Source organism: Pseudomonas flexibilis, from assembly GCF_000806415.1.
Classification (GTDB): Bacteria; Pseudomonadota; Gammaproteobacteria; order Pseudomonadales; family Pseudomonadaceae; genus Serpens; species Serpens flexibilis.
Map to the genome: position 1 here is coordinate 236,548 of NZ_JTAK01000005.1, position 20,995 is coordinate 257,542.

Annotated in this window: 16 protein-coding genes; 13 read left to right on the forward strand and 3 right to left on the reverse strand. The window is 66.5% G+C overall.

Annotated features, from left to right (window positions below; genetic code table 11):
* Positions 1-668: 668 nt before the first annotated feature.
* Entirely contained in the window at positions 669-1,700 is a 1,032-nt protein-coding gene (locus PT85_RS13310) for a hemolysin family protein (RefSeq protein ID WP_027590293.1), read from the reverse strand.
* Between the two features lie 267 nt (positions 1,701-1,967).
* Here PT85_RS13310 and PT85_RS13315 point away from each other — a divergent pair, with 267 nt between their 5' ends.
* The 13 genes from PT85_RS13315 (at position 1,968) to PT85_RS13375 (ending at position 19,068) form a co-directional block, all read left to right on the forward strand.
* On the forward strand, positions 1,968-3,119 hold the full coding sequence (locus PT85_RS13315; protein ID WP_039606894.1) for an outer membrane beta-barrel protein: 1,152 nt from the start codon (positions 1,968-1,970) through the stop codon (positions 3,117-3,119).
* A 20-nt stretch (positions 3,120-3,139) separates the two neighbouring features.
* The gene (locus tag PT85_RS13320; RefSeq protein ID WP_037008769.1) at positions 3,140-3,676 is read left to right on the forward strand and encodes a polysaccharide biosynthesis/export family protein; all 537 of its coding nucleotides are present in this window, start codon (positions 3,140-3,142) and stop codon (positions 3,674-3,676) included.
* Positions 3,676-5,889 (forward strand): GumC family protein, encoded by a 2,214-nt coding sequence (locus PT85_RS13325; protein WP_051587403.1) that lies wholly within the window; start codon positions 3,676-3,678, stop codon positions 5,887-5,889. Before PT85_RS13320 ends, PT85_RS13325 begins: the two co-directional genes overlap by 1 nt.
* Before the next feature lie 149 nt (positions 5,890-6,038).
* Positions 6,039-7,352, forward strand: coding sequence for an undecaprenyl-phosphate glucose phosphotransferase (locus PT85_RS13330; protein ID WP_139182029.1), 1,314 nt, complete (start codon positions 6,039-6,041; stop codon positions 7,350-7,352).
* A 25-nt stretch (positions 7,353-7,377) separates the two neighbouring features.
* On the forward strand, positions 7,378-8,133 hold the full coding sequence (locus tag PT85_RS13335; protein ID WP_234702705.1) for a WecB/TagA/CpsF family glycosyltransferase: 756 nt from the start codon (positions 7,378-7,380) through the stop codon (positions 8,131-8,133).
* A gap of 10 nt (positions 8,134-8,143) precedes the next feature.
* Complete coding sequence (locus PT85_RS13340; protein WP_234702706.1) at positions 8,144-9,151, forward strand: glycosyltransferase; 1,008 nt, start codon at positions 8,144-8,146, stop codon at positions 9,149-9,151.
* Positions 9,148-10,257: a glycosyltransferase gene (locus PT85_RS13345; protein ID WP_039606896.1), complete on the forward strand. Its 1,110-nt coding sequence runs from the start codon at positions 9,148-9,150 to the stop codon at positions 10,255-10,257. The genes PT85_RS13340 and PT85_RS13345 overlap by 4 nt, the downstream gene beginning before the upstream one ends.
* The gene (locus tag PT85_RS13350) at positions 10,254-11,543 is read left to right on the forward strand and encodes an O-antigen ligase family protein (RefSeq protein ID WP_052237681.1); all 1,290 of its coding nucleotides are present in this window, start codon (positions 10,254-10,256) and stop codon (positions 11,541-11,543) included. Before PT85_RS13345 ends, PT85_RS13350 begins: the two co-directional genes overlap by 4 nt.
* Positions 11,540-12,466: a glycosyltransferase family 2 protein gene (locus PT85_RS13355; protein ID WP_039560258.1), complete on the forward strand. Its 927-nt coding sequence runs from the start codon at positions 11,540-11,542 to the stop codon at positions 12,464-12,466. Before PT85_RS13350 ends, PT85_RS13355 begins: the two co-directional genes overlap by 4 nt.
* Entirely contained in the window at positions 12,463-13,881 is a 1,419-nt protein-coding gene (locus PT85_RS13360; protein ID WP_039560257.1) for an oligosaccharide flippase family protein, read from the forward strand. The genes PT85_RS13355 and PT85_RS13360 overlap by 4 nt, the downstream gene beginning before the upstream one ends.
* A gap of 90 nt (positions 13,882-13,971) precedes the next feature.
* Entirely contained in the window at positions 13,972-14,598 is a 627-nt protein-coding gene (gene imuA / locus PT85_RS13365; protein ID WP_039560256.1) for a translesion DNA synthesis-associated protein ImuA, read from the forward strand.
* A 7-nt stretch (positions 14,599-14,605) separates the two neighbouring features.
* Complete coding sequence (locus PT85_RS13370; protein WP_039560255.1) at positions 14,606-16,012, forward strand: Y-family DNA polymerase; 1,407 nt, start codon at positions 14,606-14,608, stop codon at positions 16,010-16,012.
* Positions 16,009-19,068, forward strand: a complete 3,060-nt coding sequence (locus tag PT85_RS13375; RefSeq protein ID WP_039606897.1) for an error-prone DNA polymerase — start codon at positions 16,009-16,011, stop codon at positions 19,066-19,068. The genes PT85_RS13370 and PT85_RS13375 overlap by 4 nt, the downstream gene beginning before the upstream one ends.
* 74 nt (positions 19,069-19,142) lie before the next feature.
* On the opposite strand, the gene PT85_RS13380 is transcribed toward PT85_RS13375, so the two are convergent.
* Positions 19,143-19,946, reverse strand: coding sequence for an enoyl-CoA hydratase/isomerase family protein (locus PT85_RS13380; RefSeq protein WP_074467521.1), 804 nt, complete (start codon positions 19,944-19,946; stop codon positions 19,143-19,145).
* The gene (locus PT85_RS13385) at positions 19,943-20,986 is read right to left on the reverse strand and encodes a Rieske 2Fe-2S domain-containing protein (protein WP_039606898.1); all 1,044 of its coding nucleotides are present in this window, start codon (positions 20,984-20,986) and stop codon (positions 19,943-19,945) included. Before PT85_RS13385 ends, PT85_RS13380 begins: the two co-directional genes overlap by 4 nt.
* Positions 20,987-20,995 lie beyond the last annotated feature (9 nt).

The window sequence follows — 20,995 nt, forward strand, 5'->3', positions numbered from 1 at the left end:
TGCCGCGCAGTATATGCAATATCCGGGTCTGGCTGTTATCGGATATTGAAGATGGGTAAAGGGCTGCCCCCACGCCCTGAAACCTTGAGCCGCCACGACGTACGCGTGCTGCCTGCGCTCGATTAACCCGTCCCTTAAAGCACCACAGCCGATACGTCGCGTAACCAATTGATTTTATTGAATCTTGATTGAGACCTGTACGTCAGCATCACAGGCGCCAGGCCAGGTGCGGCGTATCCGGTTGAACGCTGGGAACCGCGCTAGCAGGCAGACAGAATACGAACACGGAGCGCTGGCCCAGCCGCCGGAGAAGCGCTTCGGATCACAAGAACTCCGGTCGGCTGTTTGCCGAAAGCCGAAACGCGAAAGCACTGCGACGGCGACGTTCGCCCGAGACGGAACCTCAGCGCTCGGCGTGAGTGTGGCCAGCAGCGGGTCGCCGATCCGATGCGATGCTTGAGCGCAGTGACACAGCGGCAGACAGGCGCGAGTGCACATACCGGATCGGCCTGGCTTTCATCGTTACGAATCTTCATCGCAGCCAAAGAAGCAGCAACCCTGGGCCGGCAAGCGTTCACCCGGGCCCCCAGCTTTCTTCACGCCTGAACTACCCATAATGCACGTTATGTTAAATATGGATGCACGTGCCTTTGCGTGTACGACACCCATCAGTCCTGACGCCCCTGGATCGACTTGACCCGATGCTCCCAGCGACGCTTGGCAAAACGGCGCATGTTGGGAATGTCGTCAGTCTCGTCGAGGATCGGCTTGCCGATGATGGTTTCGAGGATGTCCTCCAGCGTCACCAGCCCCTGCCAGCCGCCGAACTCGTCGTACACCAGGCACATGTGCTGCTGCTCGCGCATCAGCTCGGTCATCAGGCTCTCGACGTTCATGGTTTCCTGCACGATCTTGAGCGGTTTCATGATCTCGCTCACCGGTCGCTCATCGTCGGCAGCCTTCAGGGCGTCGTAACGGAACACCACACCCAGCGGGCTTTCGTGCTCGTCGATCACCGGGTAGCGGGAAAACTGGCTTTCCTCGACACGCTGCTTAAGCTCGCGAATCGACTCATCCGGCGTGACGGATTCGCAGACCGTGCGCGGGGTCATGATGTCGCGCAGACGAATCTCGTGCAGGTCGAGAATGTTGCGGATCACCCGCTGCTCATCCTCGTCGAGCTTGCCGACCTCCCTTCCCAGCATCGCGAGGGCCTTGATCTCCTGGCGAACATCCAGCTCCGGCTCCTTGCCGCCGAACAGCCGCATGATGGCGTCAGACATCCAGATGAAGGGCTTGAGCAGCAGGATCATGCCACCCAGCAGCACCGGCAGCATGGGCGCCAGACGTGGCCAGTAACGGGCACCGATGGTCTTGGGCAGGATTTCCGACAGCACCAGGATCAGCAGTGTCATGACGGCCGAGGCAACGCCCAGGTAGCCGTCGCCGAACACCACCACGACCTGCGCCCCCACCCCGGTGGCGCCCACGGTGTGAGCTACGGTGTTCAGCGTCAGGATGGCGGCCAGCGGCTGGTCGATCTTGTCCTTGAGGGCCTTCAGCCGTGCATACAGCTTCGGCCGCGTGAGTCGTTGCTGGGCAATGTAGCTGGGGGTCAGAGAAAGCAGCGCCGCCTCCAGGATGGAGCACAGGAACGAGACCAGGATGGAAAGAACGGCGAAGGCGATGAGCAGGGTCATGAAGGGCAGTGTTGTTCAGGGAGGACACCACTGTAGCGGAGCCGCCCGTGGTCCGGACGAAAGGGCTTGCAACATTTCATGTCGCCACCGCTCCGTCTGTCGTCCCCCTCGAAACGAAGCGGCAGCCTGACGGTCAGGGATTGCGTTGCCTGTCGTCATGCAGTTCAGCGGCAAATCGCTCGTTCTCAGGGATCCGACGGACAACCTGGGCGGTAGCGCACCGTCCCGGAAAGAGCCCGGATGCCATACCCAGCAAGGATACGCTTCATGAACCGGCTTACGACCGCCTGCCTACTCACGCCCGCGCTACTCGCCGCGCCGGCCTGTGCCCTCGACCCGCAGCCTGTGAACATCCAGGGGCTGCAGTTCTATCCCTCGCTGCTGCTTGGCGAGCGGTACGACGACAACTACCGCGAAGCGGCCTACGCAGCGCCCAGTTCCTGGATCACCACGCTGGAGCCGCGCCTGCGGCTGGTTGCCGAGGACCGCAACAGCGCCTACCGCCTGACGTACGCGGGCGCACAGCAGACCTATCACGACGACAGCTCCGCCAGCCATCTGGACCACCGCCTGCTGCTCGAAGGCATCCTGGAGTTCACCGCTCGCCACCGGCTGACCCTGAAGGCCGGCTACAGCCGCCTGGAGGAAACCGCCTCCACCGCCATCCCCGGCGTGAATGACGAGTACAGCCTGCGGACCTTCGGCGCCACCTATCGTTTCGGCGCCGAAACGGCGCGCAACAACCTGGAATTCGCCGCCAACCACGAGCGCTTGCGCTTCCACGATGACAGCCTGGTCAATGCCCGCGAGGAGCGTGATGCCAGTCGACTGGGCGTCACCTGGTTCCACCGCATCGGCGGTACGCGTGCGCTGATCGAGACCCGCTACGAGGACTTCGACTACGTCCAGCCGGACAGCCCGCTGAACAGCCACAACCTGGCGCTGCTGACCGGTGCCGTGTGGGAAGCCAGCGCGAAAACCAGCGGCCGCATCCGCGCCGGCTACCAGCGCAAGGAATACGACGACGATGGTCGCGACGGACTGGAAAGCCCCATGTGGGAAATCGGACTGGACTGGGAGCCGCGCAGCTACTCGCGCTTCAGCCTGACCACCCGCCAGGCCTACGACGAAGGCGATGACGGCGCGGATGCCATCAAGCAAACCCGGACCCGTCTCGACTGGCGCCATGAGTGGAGCGAACGCCTGAGCTCCACCCTCTTCGTCGGCGCGGCGCGCCTGCGCTACCAGGGCCTGGACCGCGAGGACGACCTGAGCAGCGCCGGCCTGACGCTGACCTATCAACCGCGGCGCTGGCTGGAACTGGCCCTGGGCTACAGCCATTGGGACAACGATTCCACCGTGGATCGCGAACGCTTCCAGCGCAACCTGTACACCCTCACGGCCACCGGCAGCCTGTAAACCCTATGGAGCCCGCCCCGATGTCGAGAGTCCTGCTAGCGATCCTGCTCACCCTGTTGTTCATTCCCCCGGGCATCGCCCAGGTCGAGCAAGGCAGCAGTTACCGGCTGGCCTCGGGCGACATCATCCGCATCAGCGTGTTCGGCGAGCCCGACCTCAGCTTCGAGGAAATTCGCCTCAACGATGCGGGCACCTTCTCCTACCCCTTCGTGGGCGAAGTGCATGCCGGCGGGCGAACCGCGGGACAGATCGAACAGCAACTGAGCGAGCGCCTGCGCGACGGCTACCTGGTCAATCCGCGGGTGACGGTCAGCGTGGTCGCCTACCGGGAGTTCTACATCAGCGGCGAAGTACAGAAGCCCGGGGGCTACCCCTACCAGCCGGGCCTGACCCTGAACCGCGCCATAGCCCTGGCCGGCGGCCTGACCGAGCGCGCCTCGCTCAAGCGGGTCACCATCGTGCGAGGCGACGGCGACCGACGGGAGCGTGAACGCCCTGCCCTGGACACGCCGATCCTGCCCGGCGACACCATCACCATCGCTCAGGGGTTCTTCTGATGAACACGCTCCCGCCCTATGATGCTGCGCGCCTGCCCTCGCCCGCCCTCGGCCCCGGTGAAGACGAGGACACCCTGGACCTGATGAAGCTGTGGAACATCCTGTGGCGCGCCAAGTGGATGATCGTCGGCCTGATCCTGGTGGCTTGCGTCGCCACCCTGCTCGTCCTGCAATGGGTCACACCCCAGTACAAGGCCACTGCCACCCTGGTGATTGCCGACCGCAACCCGCAGGTGCTGGCCTTTCAACAGCTCTTCGAACCTGGCGTGAACACCAGCGAGTACCTGCAGACCCAGCTGGGCCTGCTGCACTCGCGGGCACTGGCCGAACGGGTGGTAAAAGAGCTCGACCTGACTCGGCACCCGCTGTTTGCACCGGAAGCGCCCAGCGAGCCCTGGATCGATTGGCGCGCCTGGCTGCCCGACTGGCTGATGCCCGAAGAGCCGGAGCAGCCGGACGAAGCGGCACGGGTCCGCGAGGTGGTTCGGGCCCTCGGCCCGGCGATCAGCGCCCACTATGTCGGCAAGAGCCAGCTGATCGCGGTGAACGTCGAACTGCCGGACCCGCAGCTGGCGGCGAACGCCGCCAACGCGCTGGCCGATGGATTCATCACCAGCCAGCTGGACAGCAACATGACGCGCTCGCTGTCCGCCGCCGACTGGATGAACAAGCGGCTGCTGGAACTGCAGGAGAACCTGCGCGCGGCAGAGAACCGGCTGCAGGGCTACCGCGAAGCTGAAGGGTTGGTCGACCTGGACGGCGTGTCCACCATCAGTGCCAACGAGCTGACCCTGACCGGCAGCAAGATGATCGATGCCCGCCGCGAACGCGCCGAGGCGCAGAGCCAGTACCGCCAGGTGCAGGCGCTCAACGGCGACCTGGAGCGCCTGGCCAGTGTGCCGGCGGTGCTTGGCCATCCACTGATCCAGCAGTTCAAGGCCGAACGCGCGCGTGCCCAGGCCAAGGTGGATGAACTTTCGCGGCGCTACGGCCCCAAGCACCCGGCGATGATCGCCGCCCACACCGAACTGAATGCCGCGACTGCCAGCCTGCACACCCAGGTACAGCAGGTGGTGGCCGGCATCGAGCGCAACTATCAGCTGGCCGAGGCCAACGAGCAGTCCCTGCGCCAGTCCTTCGATCTCAACAAGACCCAGATCCAGGACATTTCCCGCAAGGAATTTCGCCTGCGCGAGCTGCAGCGCGAGGTGGACAGCAACCGGGTGCTGTACGAAACCTTCCTGGCGCGCCTCAAGGAGACCGCCGCCACCTCGGACATCAACTCCGCCAACGCCCAGGTGGTGGACCGCGCCATGGTGCCGATCCAGCCCAGCAAGCCGCAGAAAGGCCTGATCCTGGGGATCGCGGCGCTGGCCGCCGGGGTGCTGGGCATGGGCCTGGCCTTCCTGCGCGAGGCGCTAGACGACACCTTCCGTACCAGCGAGGACGTCGAGGCGCGGATCAACGTGCCGCTGCTGGGCGTGGTGCCGCTGGTGACACGCAAGAGCCGCAACCGGCTCGCCCACCTGTTCCGTCTCAACGAGGACAAGCGCTTCTGCGAGGCCATCCGTACCCTGCGCACCGGCCTGGTGCTGTCGGACATCGACCGCCCCCGGCAGATCGTGCTGGTCACCTCGACCCTGGCCAACGAAGGCAAGAGTACCGTGGCGGTGAACCTGGCCTTCTCCATGTCGCACATCGAGCGGGTGCTGCTCATCGAGGCCGACCTGCGCAACCCGACCCTGGCGCGCAGCTTCACCCTGCCCGAGAAGGGCCCCGGCCTGGCTGACCTGATCGCCGGCCATGGCCGGCTCGAGGACTGCGTGCGCACCGTGGGCAAGCTGGCCATGCTGCCGGCCGGCAGCGTACCGTCCAATCCCCAGGAGCTGCTGTCATCCCCGCGCCTGGCACGCATCCTCAATGCGCTCACCTCCCGCTACCAGCGCATCATCATCGACTCGCCGCCCAGCCAGGTGGTCAGTGATGCGCTGTTGCTGGCCAAGCTGAGCAACGCGCTGATCTACGTGATTCATGCGGAAAGCACGCCGATTCCGCTGGTGCAGAAAGGCATCGGCCGCCTGCTGCGCAACAAGGCCCCGGTGATCGGCGTGGTGCTCAACCAGTACGACCTGGCCAAGGCGGGGCGCTACGGCAAGCCCTACGAAAGCTACGGCTACCTGTCTGCCCCCTTATCACAGGCATCGCGCGGCTGATGGCCATGCAAGAGTGTCATTCGACTGCCCGCCCGGTCACCCGGCCCGGCATGGATACCCCGCATCCCCTGCCCCTGGATATCGGCCAGCCCGGCGTGCCGGTCGCCAACCGACGCGGGCTGACGTTCTGGAGCCAGTGGACAACCGCCATGCTGGTACTGCAGTTGCTGCTCTGGCAACTCACCGAGGTGCACGCCGGGAAATTCTCCGAGGAATATCGGCTGCTGGGCGCCCTCACCCTCCTCGGTTCGCCGTACTGCTACAGCCTGCTGCAGGTCTACCACAAACGACACGACCTGTCGCAGGGCCTTGGCAGGCTCATGGTCGCCTGGCTGCTGCTGACCGGCGGGCTGCTGGCGCTGCTCGAGCTGGTTGGCCAGCTTGACGACTTCTCCGCAGCCTTCCTGCGCGACTGGCTGATCCTTGGCCTGTTCATCCAGATGCCCAGCCAGGCCCTGCTGTATGGCGTTTTTCGCCGCGTGACCCGCCGCCTGCGCCGCGAGCGGCGCGCCGTGATCATCGGCAGCGGCCCGGCGGCCCAGGCGCTGGCCGACCAGTTGCGCAACCGGCAGGTCACCCTGCGCGGGCTGGTGGCCTGCGATGCAAGCGATTCGCCGCTGCCTGGTCTGCGCCTGCTGGGCACCCTGGACGAGCTGGCCGAGATCATCGAGCGGGAAGGCATTCGCCGCGTCTACCTGGCCTTGCCCCGGGAGCTACAGGGGCGTCTCGAAGGGCTGTATGGGGAATTGCTGAACCTGCCGGTGGATGTGATCTGGGTGCCGGACCTGGCACACCTGCCACTGCTCAATCCGTCCTATTCGGCTATCGGCCCGCTGCCGGCGCTGTATCTCAACGAAACCCTGATGAGCTCCCAACCGGCCGCCAGCCTGGCCAAGACCGTGGTTGAACGGTGCCTGGCGGCCCTGGCCCTGGTGCTCCTCGCCCCACTGCTGTTGCTCATCGCCGTGGCCGTGAAACTGTCCTCTCCGGGCCCCGTCCTGTTCCGCCAGCAGCGTCACGGCTGGAACGGCCGGATCATCGAAATCTGGAAGTTCCGCACCATGTACCAGCATCAGGACGATCAGGTGCGCCAGGCCAGCCGGCATGATCCGCGGGTGACCCCGGTCGGGCGGCTGCTGCGGCGCAGCTCGCTGGACGAGCTGCCGCAACTGTTCAACGTGCTGCGCGGCGACATGGCCCTGGTGGGGCCGCGTCCGCATGCCGTGCTGCACAACCTCTACTACAGCGAGCGCATCCAGGCGTACATGGCCCGGCACCGCATCAAGCCGGGCATCACCGGGCTCGCCCAGGTCAACGGCCACCGTGGCGAAACCGAGACACTGGAGAAGATGCAGCAGCGGGTCGCAGCCGATCTGGCCTACATCAACCGGTGGTCGTTCTGGCTGGACCTGAAGATTCTCTGCAAGACGCCCTTCACCCTGCTTTCCCGGGACATCTACTGAGCATGGAAACGCTTGGAGGTCGCATATGCCGATGATCCGCGTAGCGGTCATGGAGAACTTCTCGGAGCAATTGCTGAACAGCGACCAGGCGTTCTCCTTCCTCAACTTCGCCTCGATTGGCCGCCTCTTCCAGGACGCCAGCCAGGATCCCCGGGAAAGCCTGCACTATTTCTGCGACGGCATGCTGATGTCGAACTTCCTGTCGCGGCTGACCGGCCAGCACATCAGCCGGGTAAGCTTCGATTTCACCTCCATCGCACCGGTGGTGTTCCTGCATGCCGAGCAGCACCGCAAGCGGGTGTTCCTGCTGGGCGCCACCCCACGGGAGCTGAGCAGCTTCATCCGCAAGATGAAGGCGCGCTATCCGCAATTGATCATCGCCGGTCGCGAACACGGCTATTTCCGGCGCGACGAGACCGGCAAGGTGGTCCAGGCGGTGCTCGACAGCCGTTGCGACATTCTCATCGTCGGGCTGGGCGCCGGGCGCCAGGAGGACTTCATCCGCCAGGCCAAACGCCAGGGGTTCGGCGGCGTGGCCTTTTCCTGTGGGGCCTTCATCCGCCAGGAGGCCATGGCGCAGGGTGCTTACTATCCCTCGCTGATCAACCGGCTCAACCTGCGGGCCCTGTACCGGATGTACCGGGAGCCGCACACCATCCTGCGTTACCTGCTGATCTACCCGGCCAACTTCCTGCGGCTGAATTACCTGCTGGTGCGCCGGCGGCTGGAAATCCACATCACCCCGGCTCGCAAGAACAATGCGCATCCTGTTCATTCATAAGGACTTTCCCTTGGACGGGGGCGTCGAGCAGGTGCACCGCCGGCTGGCGGCGCAGTTTGCCCGCGATGGCCATGAGGTCGGCTTTTTCGTGATCAACGGCGACCCCGTACCCGACTGGCCGACCTTTGCCGGCACGGGCAGCGTGTCCGGCTCCTGGTTGCGCCTGCGACATCTGATCCGCCAGGGCGTCACCCACCTGATCGCCGCCAAGGAGCAGGCCAACCTTTGCGCCTGGTTGGCATCGCTGGGCACCGACTGCCAGGTGATCTACAGCCGCCACGCCACGCTGGAGTGCACCGGCCAGCGCCTCTCACCGCGCCTGCTGGGCTGGCTCTATTCCCTGTACCTGCTCGGCGGCGGGCGCGCGGTGGCGGTGTCCGAGCCGCTCGTACAGACACTGTCGCGGCGCCTGCTGTGGCGGCGGGAGCGTCTGCATCATTGCCCGAATGCGGTGATCGGCGACGAGCTGCAGGAACTGGCCGACCAGCCGCCGCCCTGCCCCCTGCCGGAACGCTACCTGCTGGCGGTGGGCCGGCTGGCGCCGGAGAAGGGCTTCGATGTACTGCTTGAGGCCTATGCCCTGGCCAGCCGGCAGGCGTCACTGCCGGCGCTGGTCATCGTGGGCGCGGGCCCCGAGAAGGACGCTCTGCAAGCCCAGGCGGTACAACTGAGCATCGCCGCGCACGTTCATTTCACCGGTTTTCTGGGCAATCCGTACCCGCTGTTTCGCGCGGCCCGGCTGTTCGTGCTCAGCTCCCGCCACGAAGGCATGCCCACCGCGCTGATCGAAGCCCTGGCCCTCGGCGTACCGGTGGTAGCCACTGATTGCGAAACCGGCCCCCGTGAGCTGTTGGATCAGGGGCGCCTGGGCATGCTGGTGCGTCCGGATGATCCTCGGGCGCTGGCTGCGGGACTGCTGCGTGCGCTTGGCGCCAGATCGGCTGCGGCGGATGCCTCCATTCTTCGCTTTCACGGCCGCCAGGCTGCACAGGCCTTCTACCAGGTGTGGAACCAGTGAGCCGCCGCATCCTGTTCATCCTGCACAACCTGCACGGCGGCGGCGCCGAGAAGATGCTCGCCCGGCTGGCGAGCAGCCTGTGCGAGGACTACCGAGTGACGGTGCTGACGCTGACCGAGGGCGGCATTCACGAGGCGCTGCTGGCGCCCGGTGTGCGCCGGGTGTGCCTGGACAGTCCGCGCACCGCCCGTGCACTGCCGGCCCTGGCGCGCTTCCTGCGCCGCGAGCGCTACGATGCCATGCTCGCCGCACTGACCCATGTGAACGTGCTGGCCATCGGCGCCGCCCTGCTATCCGGCACGCTGGCGCGCCTGCATGTCAGCGAGCGCAATGCCTTCTCCCGAGATCGCTGCGTCAATCCCGCCCGCAGCGTGCGCGCCGCCTACGCCCTGGCGCCCTGGCTGTATCGGCTGATTCCCAATCCGGTGATCTGCGTGTCGCACGGCGTGGCGCAGGATCTGCTGCGCCATCCGGCGTTGCGACCGCGTGATCTGGTCACCGCCGACAACCCGGTGCTGGACGACGACTACCTGATCCACCCGCTGCCCAACCCGCGTCATCCGTGGCTGCGCCACAAAGCGGGGCGCGTGCTGGTGGCCGTGGGTCGCCTGGCGCCGCAGAAGGGGTTCGACATTCTTCTCGACGCCCTGACGCGCCTGCCGGAAGACGTGCGCCTGGTGATTTTCGGCGAAGGCCCGCAGCGCGCAGCGCTGGAGCAGCAGGCCCGCCGGCTGGGCCTCGCCGGGCGCCTCGACCTGCCCGGCTACTGCGTCGACCCGCAGGCAGAGATCGCCGCCGCCGACTGCTTCGTGCTCGCGTCCCGCTTCGAGGGCAGTCCCAACGCCCTGGTGGAGGCCCTGGCGACCGGCGTGCCCGTGGTGGCCACGGACTGCCCCTACGGGCCGGAGGAGATCCTGGATCGGGGACTCGTCGCGCCCCTGGTCCCCGTGGAGGATGCCAAGACCCTGGCGCGCACGGTGGCGCAGGTTCTGGCCAGCAACCCCGAGGCGGAGCGCAGCCTCCGGCAACAGGCCGCGGCCCGTTTCACCCGCAGTGCGGCAGCGCGCAGCTATCTGCGGGTGCTGCTGCCGGAGGACCAGGCATGAAGACCCTCGAGGTGCGCTACTCCAGCCTGCGTTTCGCCTTTCTCATGTTCGGGCTGCTGTTCTACCTGAAGGCGTTCGACTTCCTGATCGCCCTGGTGATCGGGCGACGCGGCCTGAGCATGGACCGGGAGCTGGAAGGCAATCCGGTCAACCAGATCTGCGGATTGATCACCCTGCTGGTGCCGGCCTGGCTGTTCATCCGCCAGCGGATCTTTCAGCGCCGAAGCGTCTACCGGGACAATCTGGTGCTGCTGCTGTTCCTCGGCTGCCTGCTGCTCTCGGTGTTCTGGTCCTACGAACCGGGGCTGAGTTTCCGGCGCTTCGTGGCGCTGCTGGGCGTGGTGTTCTTCGCCGGCTTCGCCGTCTACAACTACCCCCTGGAACGCCTGGCGCTGCTCATCGGCTGCACCATCGGCTTCCTGTCCTTGCTCGGCCTGGCGTTCGCCCTGGTTTCCCCCGAGCTGGTGTTCTACAGCGACGGCGCGCGGGCCGGAGCCTTTCGCGGCGTGTTCGGCGAGAAGAATGCCGCTGCACGCATCAATGCCGTCGCCATCCTGCTGCTGCTGCCGGCCATCCGCCGGCGCAACCGCTGGGCGCTGCTCGCCGGCTTCTTCGCCCTGGTGGCCATCGCCCTCGGACGCTCGGCAACCGGCCTGGTACTGGTCTGCGCCGGCGTGGCCAGCTACTGGTACTTCCTGACGCTGATCCGCCTGCGCCTGCATCATTCGCGCTCGGTACTGGTGACCAGCACCCTGGTCTACCTGCTGATCTGCCTGACGCTGTATGCCAATTACCATATCTTCCTCGACCTGCTCGGCCGCGACAGCTCGCTGACCGATCGCACGCAGATCTGGGCGCTGCTGGCCCCATCCATCGAGGAAGAGCTGCTGCGCGGCTACGGCTTCGGTGCCTTCTGGGCCAGCTCGGCGGCGGATTTCTTCCTGCGCCGCTGGGGCTATATCGGCAATGCCCATAGCGGCTATCTGGAAACCCTGCTCAATGGCGGACTGGTTCATCTGGTCGCGCTGGTGCTGCTGTTCGCCGCCACCCTGTACAAGCATTTCAACGCCCTGCAGCAGCGCAGCGCGGTGGCCCAGCACGCCAGCGCGCTGGTCATCATCGGCGTGTTCATCCTTTCCAACTACGTGGCGTATGTGGTGCCCAACCACCGCACCGGGGAGTTCCTGGTGTTTTGTGTGCTGGCCCTGTCCCTGCGCCCCGCCCGGGCCGCAGCGACAAGCCGCGCCGGCGTGGAATCCGGTATCTACGGAAGGCCTTCGGCATGAACGACTACTCGGTGTGCGTGATCATCCCCCTCTACAACGCCGACGACACCATCGACCAGGCGCTGGACTCCCTGGCAGCCCAGACCCGGCGGCCGGACCGGGTCATCGTGGTGGACGACGGCTCCACCGACGCTGGCCCGGAGCGGGTGGAGCGCTATCGCGCTCCCTTTCCGCTCACCCTGATCCGCCAGACGAACCAGGGCCCGGCCGCGGCGCGCAATCGCGGCATTTTCCAAGCCAGTGATCACCTGCTGGCCTTCCTGGACGCCGATGACTACTGGCTGCCCACCAAACTGGAAAAACAGCTGGAATGCTTCAAACGACTCAGCGCGGCGGGCCGGCGTATCGGTCTGGTCGATTGCTTCGGCATGAACCTGTTCGCCGATGGCCGGCAGATCCCTTTCGCCTGGTGCAAGGCCGGCTGGCATTTCCGCGATTTCCAGCAGCGCAACGTCATCAACTGTCCCTCCTCGGTGCTGATGGAGCGTGAGCTGGCCACTCGCTTCGGCGGCTTCGACGCGCGCCTCCGCTTCGCCGAGGACCGCTGGCTGTGGACCCAGGTGGCCGAGCGGGCGGAAATCCATACGGTGCAGGAGGTGCTCTATCACCGCCTGGTCGGTCCCGACAACATCACCGCCCAGCCAGAGCGCCACTACCCGCACAAGTTGCGCTTCGTCGAGCTCTACCTGGAACATTACGGCGCGCAGATGAGCCCACGCGAGCGCACGGATTTCATTCTCGCCAACCAGACGGAATTCCTCGAAGCTTTCTCGCGCCAGGGACAACAGCACCGGGTCATTCAGGTGTTCGAACAGATGCTGCGCATTTCCTGGCGCGCTCTGCTGACCGCGCATGGCAAGCCCGCACTGCGCTACGCCTATGCCCGCGCAACCCGCTGGCGCATGCCGGAACGTGCACGGTGATCCGGGAACGCCTGGCTCGCCTGGCCTGGATCTTCTCGGAGAAATTCGGGCTGATCCTGTTGTCCATGCTGTCCTTCTTCGTCTTCGCCCACCTGCTGACCCCGGAGGAATTGGGCGTCGGCATGCTGATCATCGTCATCGTCGAGCTGGTGGGCATCCTGTTCGGCGCGCTGATCGAAGACCCGCTGGTGCGACAGCAACAGGTCTCGCACCGCCAGCGCGCCACTGCCTTCTGGGCCTGCGTGGTGGTCGGGCTGGGTTCGCTGGGGGTGATCGGTCTGGGCGGCCTGATGGTCAGCGACGATACGGCCGTGCGCGCCATGGTGCTGGTGGCGGCATCCAAGGTGCTGGCGACCCTAATGGCGCGCATCTACGTGGCGGAGATGCGCCGCAGCGGCAACTTCCGCCTGCTCGCCTCGCGCACCCTGCTGGGCAAGGTGCTCGGCGCCTTGGGCGGCATCCTGGTTGCGCTGCAGGGCGGCGGCGCCTGGGCGCTGATCGTGCAGGCGCTGATCATGGAGCTGGTATCCCTGCTGATGCTGATGCGCAACGACCCGCGCCGCCTGCCGCTTGCGTTTGATCGGCCCTGGCTGGCCGGCGTGCTCGTGGCCGGCCTGCCCATCGCGATCAATACCCTGTGCGGGCAACTGCTGCAGCGCGGGGCCAGCGTGGTGCTGGGACTCACCGTGGGCGTGCAGGCGGTGGGCCAGTTCAATTTCGCCCTGCGCATCATCGAACTGCCGCGCACGGCGCTCTACAACGGGCTGGCCAGTTATGCGCTGCCGGCGTTCGCCCGGCGCGCCGAGCAGCCGGCACGCCTGTGGTCGCTGTTCGGCGCCGTAAGTAGCCTGACCGGCTTCCTGCTCACGCCCTGCTATATCGGCCTGGCGCTCACCGCCGAGGATCTGGTGCTGCTGGTGTTCGGCGCCCAGTGGCTGGCCGCCGTACCGACCCTGCAGGTACTGGCGGTGATGGCGGCGCTGGCCAATACCGCCCTGCATGCGCAGAGCCTGCTGGTGGCAGTGAGCCGCATCCAGACCGTGGTGCGCGCCGAAGTCGTCACTACCCTGCTGACGCTGGCCCTGCTCGGCCTGCTCGGTGAACCGCTGGGCGCCCTGGCTGGCGGGCTGGCCATGCTGGCGCGCACCCTGCTGATCGTGCCGATCCATGTCGCCGCGCTGCGCCGCAGCATCGGTTTCGGTGCAGCCGACTGGCTGCAGGGCAACTACCGCAGCCTGCTCGCCACCCTGCTGATGAGCCTCGCCGTGCTGTATTTCTCGGCCCACAGCACCCTGGGCGGCTACACCCACTGGCTGGCGGACATCTGCGTCGGCACCCTGGCCTACGCCCTTGCCTATTCGGTGCTGCACCCGCGCTGGTGGCCGGATTTCAAAGGGATGCTGGCTATGCGCTGAGCGGACGGTTGGGCATTTATCGCCCTGACTTGACCCGCGCGGGGCACTGACCGAATACTGTACTCATATACAGTATTCGAGTGATCGCGCATGTCATCCGTTGTCGCCCTCGACCGCCTGCTCGATACGCGCCGTGTCTGGCGCGGTCAGGCCGTCGTCCCGCCTTCCGCCAGCCAGCCGACCGGACATGCCGCGCTGGACGCCGCCCTGCCCGGCGGCGGCTGGCCGGATGCCGCGCTGAGCGAGATCCTCAGCGCGGCCATCGGCATCGGCGAGCTGCGCCTGCTGTGGCCGACCCTGGCGCGCCTCACCGCATCCGCCGAGCGGGTCGTGCTGGTCGATCCACCCCATATCCCCTATCCGCACGCCTGGCTGGCCGCCGGCGTCGACCTGCGCCACCTGAGCATCGTGCGGGCAACTGGCCGCGACGCCCTATGGGCCGCCGAGCAGTGCCTGCGTTCGGGCTGCTGCGGTGCCGTGCTGTGCTGGCCGAAACAGGCCGACGACCGCGCCCTGCGGCGCCTGCAGGTCGCCGCCGAAACCGGCCAGACCCTGGCCTTCGCCTACCGTCCGCTGCAGGAAGCCGCCAATCCCTCACCCGCCGCCCTGCGCCTGGCGGTGGACGCCCGCGAGGTGCGCGTCCTCAAGTGTCGCGGCGGCCTGGCCCCGGCCCGGCCGATCGCCACAGCCGCCTTGGCCAGCGGCGGCGGGCACTGAGACCGTCATGCGCTGGGCCTGCATCCTCTTTCCGCAACTGGCCATGGATGGCGTGCTGCGCCAACGGAGCGACGCGGACGCGCCGCTGGTTCTGCTGGCCGGCACGGCGCAACGGCGCCGACTGCAGGCGGTCAACCCGGCGGCGCGCGCCCTGGGCCTGAAGCCTGGCCAGTCGCTCACCGCCGCCCAGGCGCTCAGCCAGCACTTCGCCACTGCCGAATACGATCCGGCGGCCATCGAGCGCTGGCAGCAGCTGCTGGCCGCCTGGGGCTACCGCTTCAGCGCCCAGGTAAGCCTGCACTATCCGCGCTGCCTGCTGCTGGAGGTGCAGTCCTCCCTCGGCCTATTCGGCCCGTGGCCGCGCTTCGAGGCGCGTCTGCGCGAGGAACTGACCGCCCTGGGCTTCCAGCACCGCATCACCGTGGCGCCCAATCCCGCCGCCGCGCGGGTGCTGGCCAATGCCCATGATGGATTGGCGGTGGGCGACGAAACGCTGCATCAGGCGCTGGCTCCGTTGCCGGTGGAGCGCCTCGGCTTCTCCCGCGAGGCGTCCAGCGCCTTTGCCCGCATGGGCGTGCGCAACCTGGCGCAGCTGCTCGCCCTGCCCCGCGACGGCCTGGCCAAACGCTTTCCGGCCGAGGTGCTGAGTCAGTTGGATACGCTGCTCGGCCAGCGCCCGCTGGCCCTGGCCTTCTACCGACCGCCGGATCGGTTCGAGGCGCGCATCGAACTGAACTTCGAGGTCGAGTCGCACCAGGCGCTGCTCTTCCCGCTGCGCCGGCTGACCGCCGACCTGGCCACCTACCTGGCGGGGCGCGACAGCGGCGTGCAGCGTTTCGTCCTGTATCTGGAACACCGCAACCGCCCCGCCAGTCAGGTGCCGGTCGGCCTGCTGAGCGCCGAGCGCGAGGCCGCCATGCTCTTCGAGCTGACCCGGGGCCGCCTGGAGCAGCAGCAACTGCCGGAGCCGGTGCTGGCGGTGCGTCTGGTCGCCCGGGACCTGCCGCCCTTCGTGCCGGAACACCAACGGTTGTTCGAGGAACGCCCGCAACAGTCGCTGCCCTGGGAACAGCTACGCGAGCGCTTGCGCGCCCGCCTGGGCGACGACGCTGTGCAGGGCCTCGGCGCCCGCGCCGACCATCGTCCCGAGCAGGCCTGGAGCAGCCAGTCTGCCGACGTGGCACTGCCGCCCTGCGGTCCCCGTCCCGGCTGGCTGCTGGCCGAGCCGCAACCGCTGCGCGAAGGCAGCGTGCAGGTGCAGGCCGGCCCGGAGCGTATCGAGTCCGGCTGGTGGGACGGCGGCGACGTGCGCCGCGACTACTATCGGGTCGAAACCCGCGCCGGCCAGCGCGGCTGGGCCTTCAGGACCGTCGGCAATGACGGGCCGCTGCTGCTGCACGGCTGGTTCGCATGAGCGCCTACGCCGAACTGCACTGCCTGTCGCACTTCAGCTTCCAGCGTGGCGCCTCCAGCGCCGCGGAGCTGTTCGAGCGCGCTTCACGTCTCGGCTACCGCGCCCTGGCGATCACCGACGAATGCAGCCTGGCCGGCATCGTGCGCGCCTGGCAGGCGGCCAAGGAACACGCGCTGCCGCTGATCGTCGGCAGCGAGATGCGCATCGAGGACGGTCCGAAACTGGTCTTGCTGGCCGAGAACCTGGCCGGCTACCAGACACTCTGTCGATTGATCACCCAGGCCAGGCGCCGCGCCGACAAGGGCCGCTATCGCCTGCTGCATGAGGACTTCGACGCGCCGCTCGACGGGCTGCTGGCCATCTGGCTGGCGGAGCATGACGCCGACCAGGCCGCCTGGCTGCTCACGCGGTTCCCGCAACGGCTGTGGCTGGGCATCGAACTGCACCGGGGCCCGGACGATGCCGCACGGTTAAAGCACCTGCTGGCGATCGCCCGCGCCTACGGCCTGCCGGCGGTGGCCTGCGGCGACGTGCACATGCACGCCCGCGGGCGCCGCGCCCTGCAGGACTGCATGACCGCCATCCGCCATCACCTGCCGGTCAGCGAGGCCGGCGTCCACCTGTTTCCCAATGGCGAGCGCCACCTGCGCCGCCGCGAGGAGCTGGCCGAGCTCTACCCGCCCGAGCTGCTGGCCGAGACGCTGCGCATCGCCGAACGCTGCACCTTCGACCTGGATCAGTTGCGCTACCAGTACCCGCAGGAACTGGTTCCCCCGGGCTACGACGCCACTGGCTGGCTGTGCGAACTGGTGGAGCTCGGCGCCCGCGCACGCTGGCCAGACGGGGTGCCGGACAAGGTACAGGGGTTGATCGACCATGAGCTTGAGCTGATCGCCGAACTCAAGTACGAGAGCTACTTTCTCACCGTCCATGACATCGTCCGCTGGGCCCGCGAGCGGGGCATTCTCTGCCAGGGGCGTGGCTCGGCGGCCAACTCGACGGTGTGCTTCGCGCTAGGCATCACCGAACTGGATCCGTCGCGCAGCAAGCTGCTGTTCGAACGCTTCCTGTCCCGCGAGCGCAACGAGCCGCCGGACATCGACGTCGATTTCGAGCACGAGCGCCGCGAGGAAGTCATCCAGTACATCTTTCGCCGCTACGGCCGCGAGCGCGCCGCGCTCACCGCGGTGGTCAGCACTTACCATGGCGCCGGCGCGGTGCGCGACGTGGCCAAGGCTCTCGGCCTGCCGCCGGATCAGGTGAGCGCCCTGGCCGACTGCTGTGGCCGCTGGAGCGACCGGCCACCGGCCGCCGTACGCCTGCTCGAGGCCGGCTTCGACCCGGAGAATCCGCTATTACGCCGGGTGCTGGCGCTGACCGGCGAGCTGATCGGCTTCCCCCGGCACCTGTCGCAGCATCCCGGCGGCTTCGTCATCTCCCAGGAGCCGCTGGCCAGCCTGGTGCCGTTGGAGAACGCCAGCATGGCCGAACGGACGGTGATCCAGTGGGACAAGGACGACCTGGACCTGGTCGGCCTGCTCAAGGTCGATGTGCTGGCACTGGGCATGCTCAGCGCGCTGCGCCGCTGCTTCGACCTGATCGAGCACTATCGCGGCACGCGCTGGACCCTGGCCAGCCTGCCTCAGGAGGACCCGGCGACCTACGCCATGATCAGCCGCGCCGACACCATCGGCGTGTTCCAGATCGAGTCGCGGGCGCAGATGGCCATGCTGCCGCGCCTGCGCCCGCAGACCTTCTACGACCTGGTGATCCAGGTGGCTATCGTGCGCCCCGGGCCGATCCAGGGCGACATGGTCCATCCCTACCTGCGCCGGCGCAACGGCGAGGAACCGGTACTCTACCCGTCCGAGGAACTGGTGCCGGTCTTCGAGCGCACCCTCGGCGTGCCGCTGTTCCAGGAACAGGTCATGGAGCTGGCGATGGTCGCCGCCGACTACACCCCGGGCGAGGCCGACGAACTGCGCCGCAGCATGGCCGCCTGGAAACGCCACGGCGGCCTGGAAAAACACCGCGAGCGCCTGACGTCGCGGATGCTCGCCAAGCAGTACACACCCGAATTCATCGCGCGCATCTTCGAGCAGATCAAGGGCTTCGGCAGCTATGGCTTCCCTGAGTCCCACGCGGCCAGCTTCGCGCTGCTCAGCTATGCCAGCAGCTGGCTGAAGTGCCATGAACCGGCCGCCTTTGCCTGCGCGCTGATCAACAGCTGGCCGATGGGTTTCTACAGCCCCGACCAGGTGCTGCAGGACGCACGCCGGCATGGCATCGAGGTGCGCCCGGTCGATGTGCGCCACAGCGGTTGGGATTGCGCCCTGGAGGATGGCGGCGGCCCGCAGCCGGCGATCCGCCTGGGACTACGGATGATTCGCGGCTTTCGCCAGGCCGATGCGCAGCGGATCGAGGCGGCGCGTCCGTTCGCCTGTGTCGAAGACCTGGTGCTGCGTGCGGGCCTGGACGCCCGCGCCCGCGAGCATCTGGCCGATGCCGGTGCCTTGCGCGGCCTCGCCGGCCATCGCCACCGGGCGCGCTGGGCGGTGGCCGGCGTCGAACCCCAGTTGCCGCTGTTCGCCGGCCTGACGGCCCGCGATGAACCCCCGGTGAGCCTGCCGCCGCCCACGGTCAGCGAGGAACTGTTCACCGACTACGCGACCCTGGGCACCACCCTCGGTCCGCATCCGCTGGCGCTGCTGCGCCGCCAGCTCGAGAGCATGCGCTGTCGCAGCTCGCGCGAACTGCGCGACGCCGAACCCGGCCGCCCGCTCAGCGTCGCCGGCCTGGTCATCGGCCGCCAGCGCCCGCAAACCGCCAGCGGCGTGATCTTCGTGACCCTGGAGGACGAGTTCGGACTGATCAATGTGATCGTCTGGCACGACCTGGCCGAACGCCAACGCCGGGTGCTGGTGCAGTCGCAGATGCTGCGCATCGACGGCCATCTGGAAGCGGCGAATGGCATCCGCCACGTCATCGCCGGCCGACTGACGGATCTCACCCCGCTACTGACGGGGCTGGATGTGCGGAGTCGGGATTTTCATTAACGGTACCTGTATGCCGGCCGCCGCAGCGGCATGGCCTGCAAGGGAGGAACACGAAATTTGGATATAGCGAAGGACTACCGACGCTTCTCAAAGAACTGATCGATCGAGGCCGAAAAAATCGGCCGCGTCGCGCAGTCCAAGAACATCGAGTGTTCCAGATCTAGCTGCTCTTTCAATGACGCCGATTGAGCATGTAAGAGCAGCGTTTTCGTAGCTCGTATTACATGCGTGGGCATCGCCGATAACCTAGCGATCAAAGCCTGTACAAATTCGTCCAGTCGCGGTCGTTCGACCACATGGTTCACCAACCCCCAATCGGCCGCCTGCCTTGCATCGAAGCCACGACTCCACAACGCGATCTCTATCGCACGGCTCACTCCAAGCCTGCGGACAACATGCCAGGAAAGCCCCAGATCGCAGGTCGTCGCAATGTCCGAATAGGCATAGACGAAACGGGTTTCTGCCGCCGCGATAGAAATATCCGCCAGACACGCCAGGCTTAGCCCGGCGCCCGCAACGGCCCCATGCAGACGCGCAATGATCACGATCGGCATGGCCTGGAGCAAAAGCACGGCCTGATTCATCGGTGGAATGATCGCCGCAACGGTCGCCTCCGGATCCTGACGCAGGGCGTGCAGGTCGCCGCCCGCCATGAAGGCTTTCCCACTGCCCTGCAGGACGAGCGCCTTGAGTTCGTCTTGTCCAGATAGCGACTCGCAGGCTTGCAGGAATTCCTGTGCCATCGCAGGGCTGAGCGCATTGAGGGTATCGGCCTGGATGAAGGTCATCCAGGCGATCCCGTTTGCGATGCTCAGGGTAAGCGTCTTGCCTGCATAGTGCGGTTCCACGCCCGCGCCCGGCACAGCTTCATCGTTCATTTGCGCTGGTCGACCGTCACGATCTCGCGACGCTCGGTAAAGCTCGCCGGGACATCCGCCTCGTCCATGAAGAACTGCTGATACCACTCGCGAAGCTGGTAGACCGGGCCGTCGCCCTCGGCCAGAACGGGATTGTCGATGCGAATCTTGTGCTTCCAGATATCGACGTCCTGGTAGAAGGAGGTGCGATTGTTCTGAACGTATTGCAGGGCCAGCTCCTTGTTCTGCTCCTCACTCCAGCCGGGTACTTTCTTGACCAGCACGCCGAAGCGCAGCTCGAAGCTCTCGGGACCGATCGGAACGTGACAGTTCAGCAGAATGCTCTCGACCAGCAGGCCCTCGAAGTTGGCTCTCATACGGGTGAAGTGCGTAGCCGGGCCGTAATAGGCAGACTCGGCAACCAGATCGCCACCCAGGCGCCCCGAGTCACCATGGAAAATCTGGTGCCCAATGTGTCTGTCGAAGACATTGGCGAAATAGGTGGTCGGCGTGCCGTGCACAGGTCCGAAGTGCTGCGCGTCGGCCAGGTTGTCGACCAGCTCGCGCGGATTGGTTTCGATCACCATCGTGTCGAGGTGCCAGTCACTGTCCCACTCGTCACTGTCGATTTCCGGCAGGTACGGTATCTCGACGCCGGGCGCGGGGGGATTGCCTTCCGGGTTGTTCCAGACGAACAGCAACCGGTTGACCTCGCAGGTCTGCCAGCTACGGGTTTTGGCCTTTGGTGGGATGCGCTTGCAGTAGGGGATTTCTGCACAGCGACCGCTGGCTTCGAATTGCCAGTGGTGAAACGGACAGACAACGCGCCCATCAACCAGTTCGCCCTGCGACAGGTCAGCCCCCATGTGCGGGCAATGCGCATTGAGAATGCTGATCGAGCCTTGCTCGTTGGCAAACGCAACCAGCCGAGTACCGAAGATGTTCAGCGTGTGAAGCTTGCCGTCGCGGTAATCATCCGCGATGCCAAGGCAATGCCAGCCACGAGCGTATCGATATTCGGCAGTGGAAGCGGCTGCTTTGATGTTGATCAGTTGCGTCATGTCGTTACC

Coding starts and splice junctions, on each gene's coding strand:
- PT85_RS13310 (WP_027590293.1), bottom strand. CDS start 1,700: ATGACCCTGCTCATCGCCTTCGCCGTTCTTTCCATCCTGGTCTCGTTC.
- PT85_RS13315 (WP_039606894.1), top strand. CDS start 1,968: ATGAACCGGCTTACGACCGCCTGCCTACTCACGCCCGCGCTACTCGCC.
- PT85_RS13320 (WP_037008769.1), top strand. CDS start 3,140: ATGTCGAGAGTCCTGCTAGCGATCCTGCTCACCCTGTTGTTCATTCCC.
- PT85_RS13325 (WP_051587403.1), top strand. CDS start 3,676: ATGAACACGCTCCCGCCCTATGATGCTGCGCGCCTGCCCTCGCCCGCC.
- PT85_RS13330 (WP_139182029.1), top strand. CDS start 6,039: ATGCTGGTACTGCAGTTGCTGCTCTGGCAACTCACCGAGGTGCACGCC.
- PT85_RS13335 (WP_234702705.1), top strand. CDS start 7,378: ATGCCGATGATCCGCGTAGCGGTCATGGAGAACTTCTCGGAGCAATTG.
- PT85_RS13350 (WP_052237681.1), top strand. CDS start 10,254: ATGAAGACCCTCGAGGTGCGCTACTCCAGCCTGCGTTTCGCCTTTCTC.
- PT85_RS13355 (WP_039560258.1), top strand. CDS start 11,540: ATGAACGACTACTCGGTGTGCGTGATCATCCCCCTCTACAACGCCGAC.
- imuA (WP_039560256.1), top strand. CDS start 13,972: ATGTCATCCGTTGTCGCCCTCGACCGCCTGCTCGATACGCGCCGTGTC.
- PT85_RS13370 (WP_039560255.1), top strand. CDS start 14,606: ATGCGCTGGGCCTGCATCCTCTTTCCGCAACTGGCCATGGATGGCGTG.
- PT85_RS13375 (WP_039606897.1), top strand. CDS start 16,009: ATGAGCGCCTACGCCGAACTGCACTGCCTGTCGCACTTCAGCTTCCAG.
- PT85_RS13380 (WP_074467521.1), bottom strand. CDS start 19,946: ATGAACGATGAAGCTGTGCCGGGCGCGGGCGTGGAACCGCACTATGCA.
- PT85_RS13385 (WP_039606898.1), bottom strand. CDS start 20,986: ATGACGCAACTGATCAACATCAAAGCAGCCGCTTCCACTGCCGAATAT.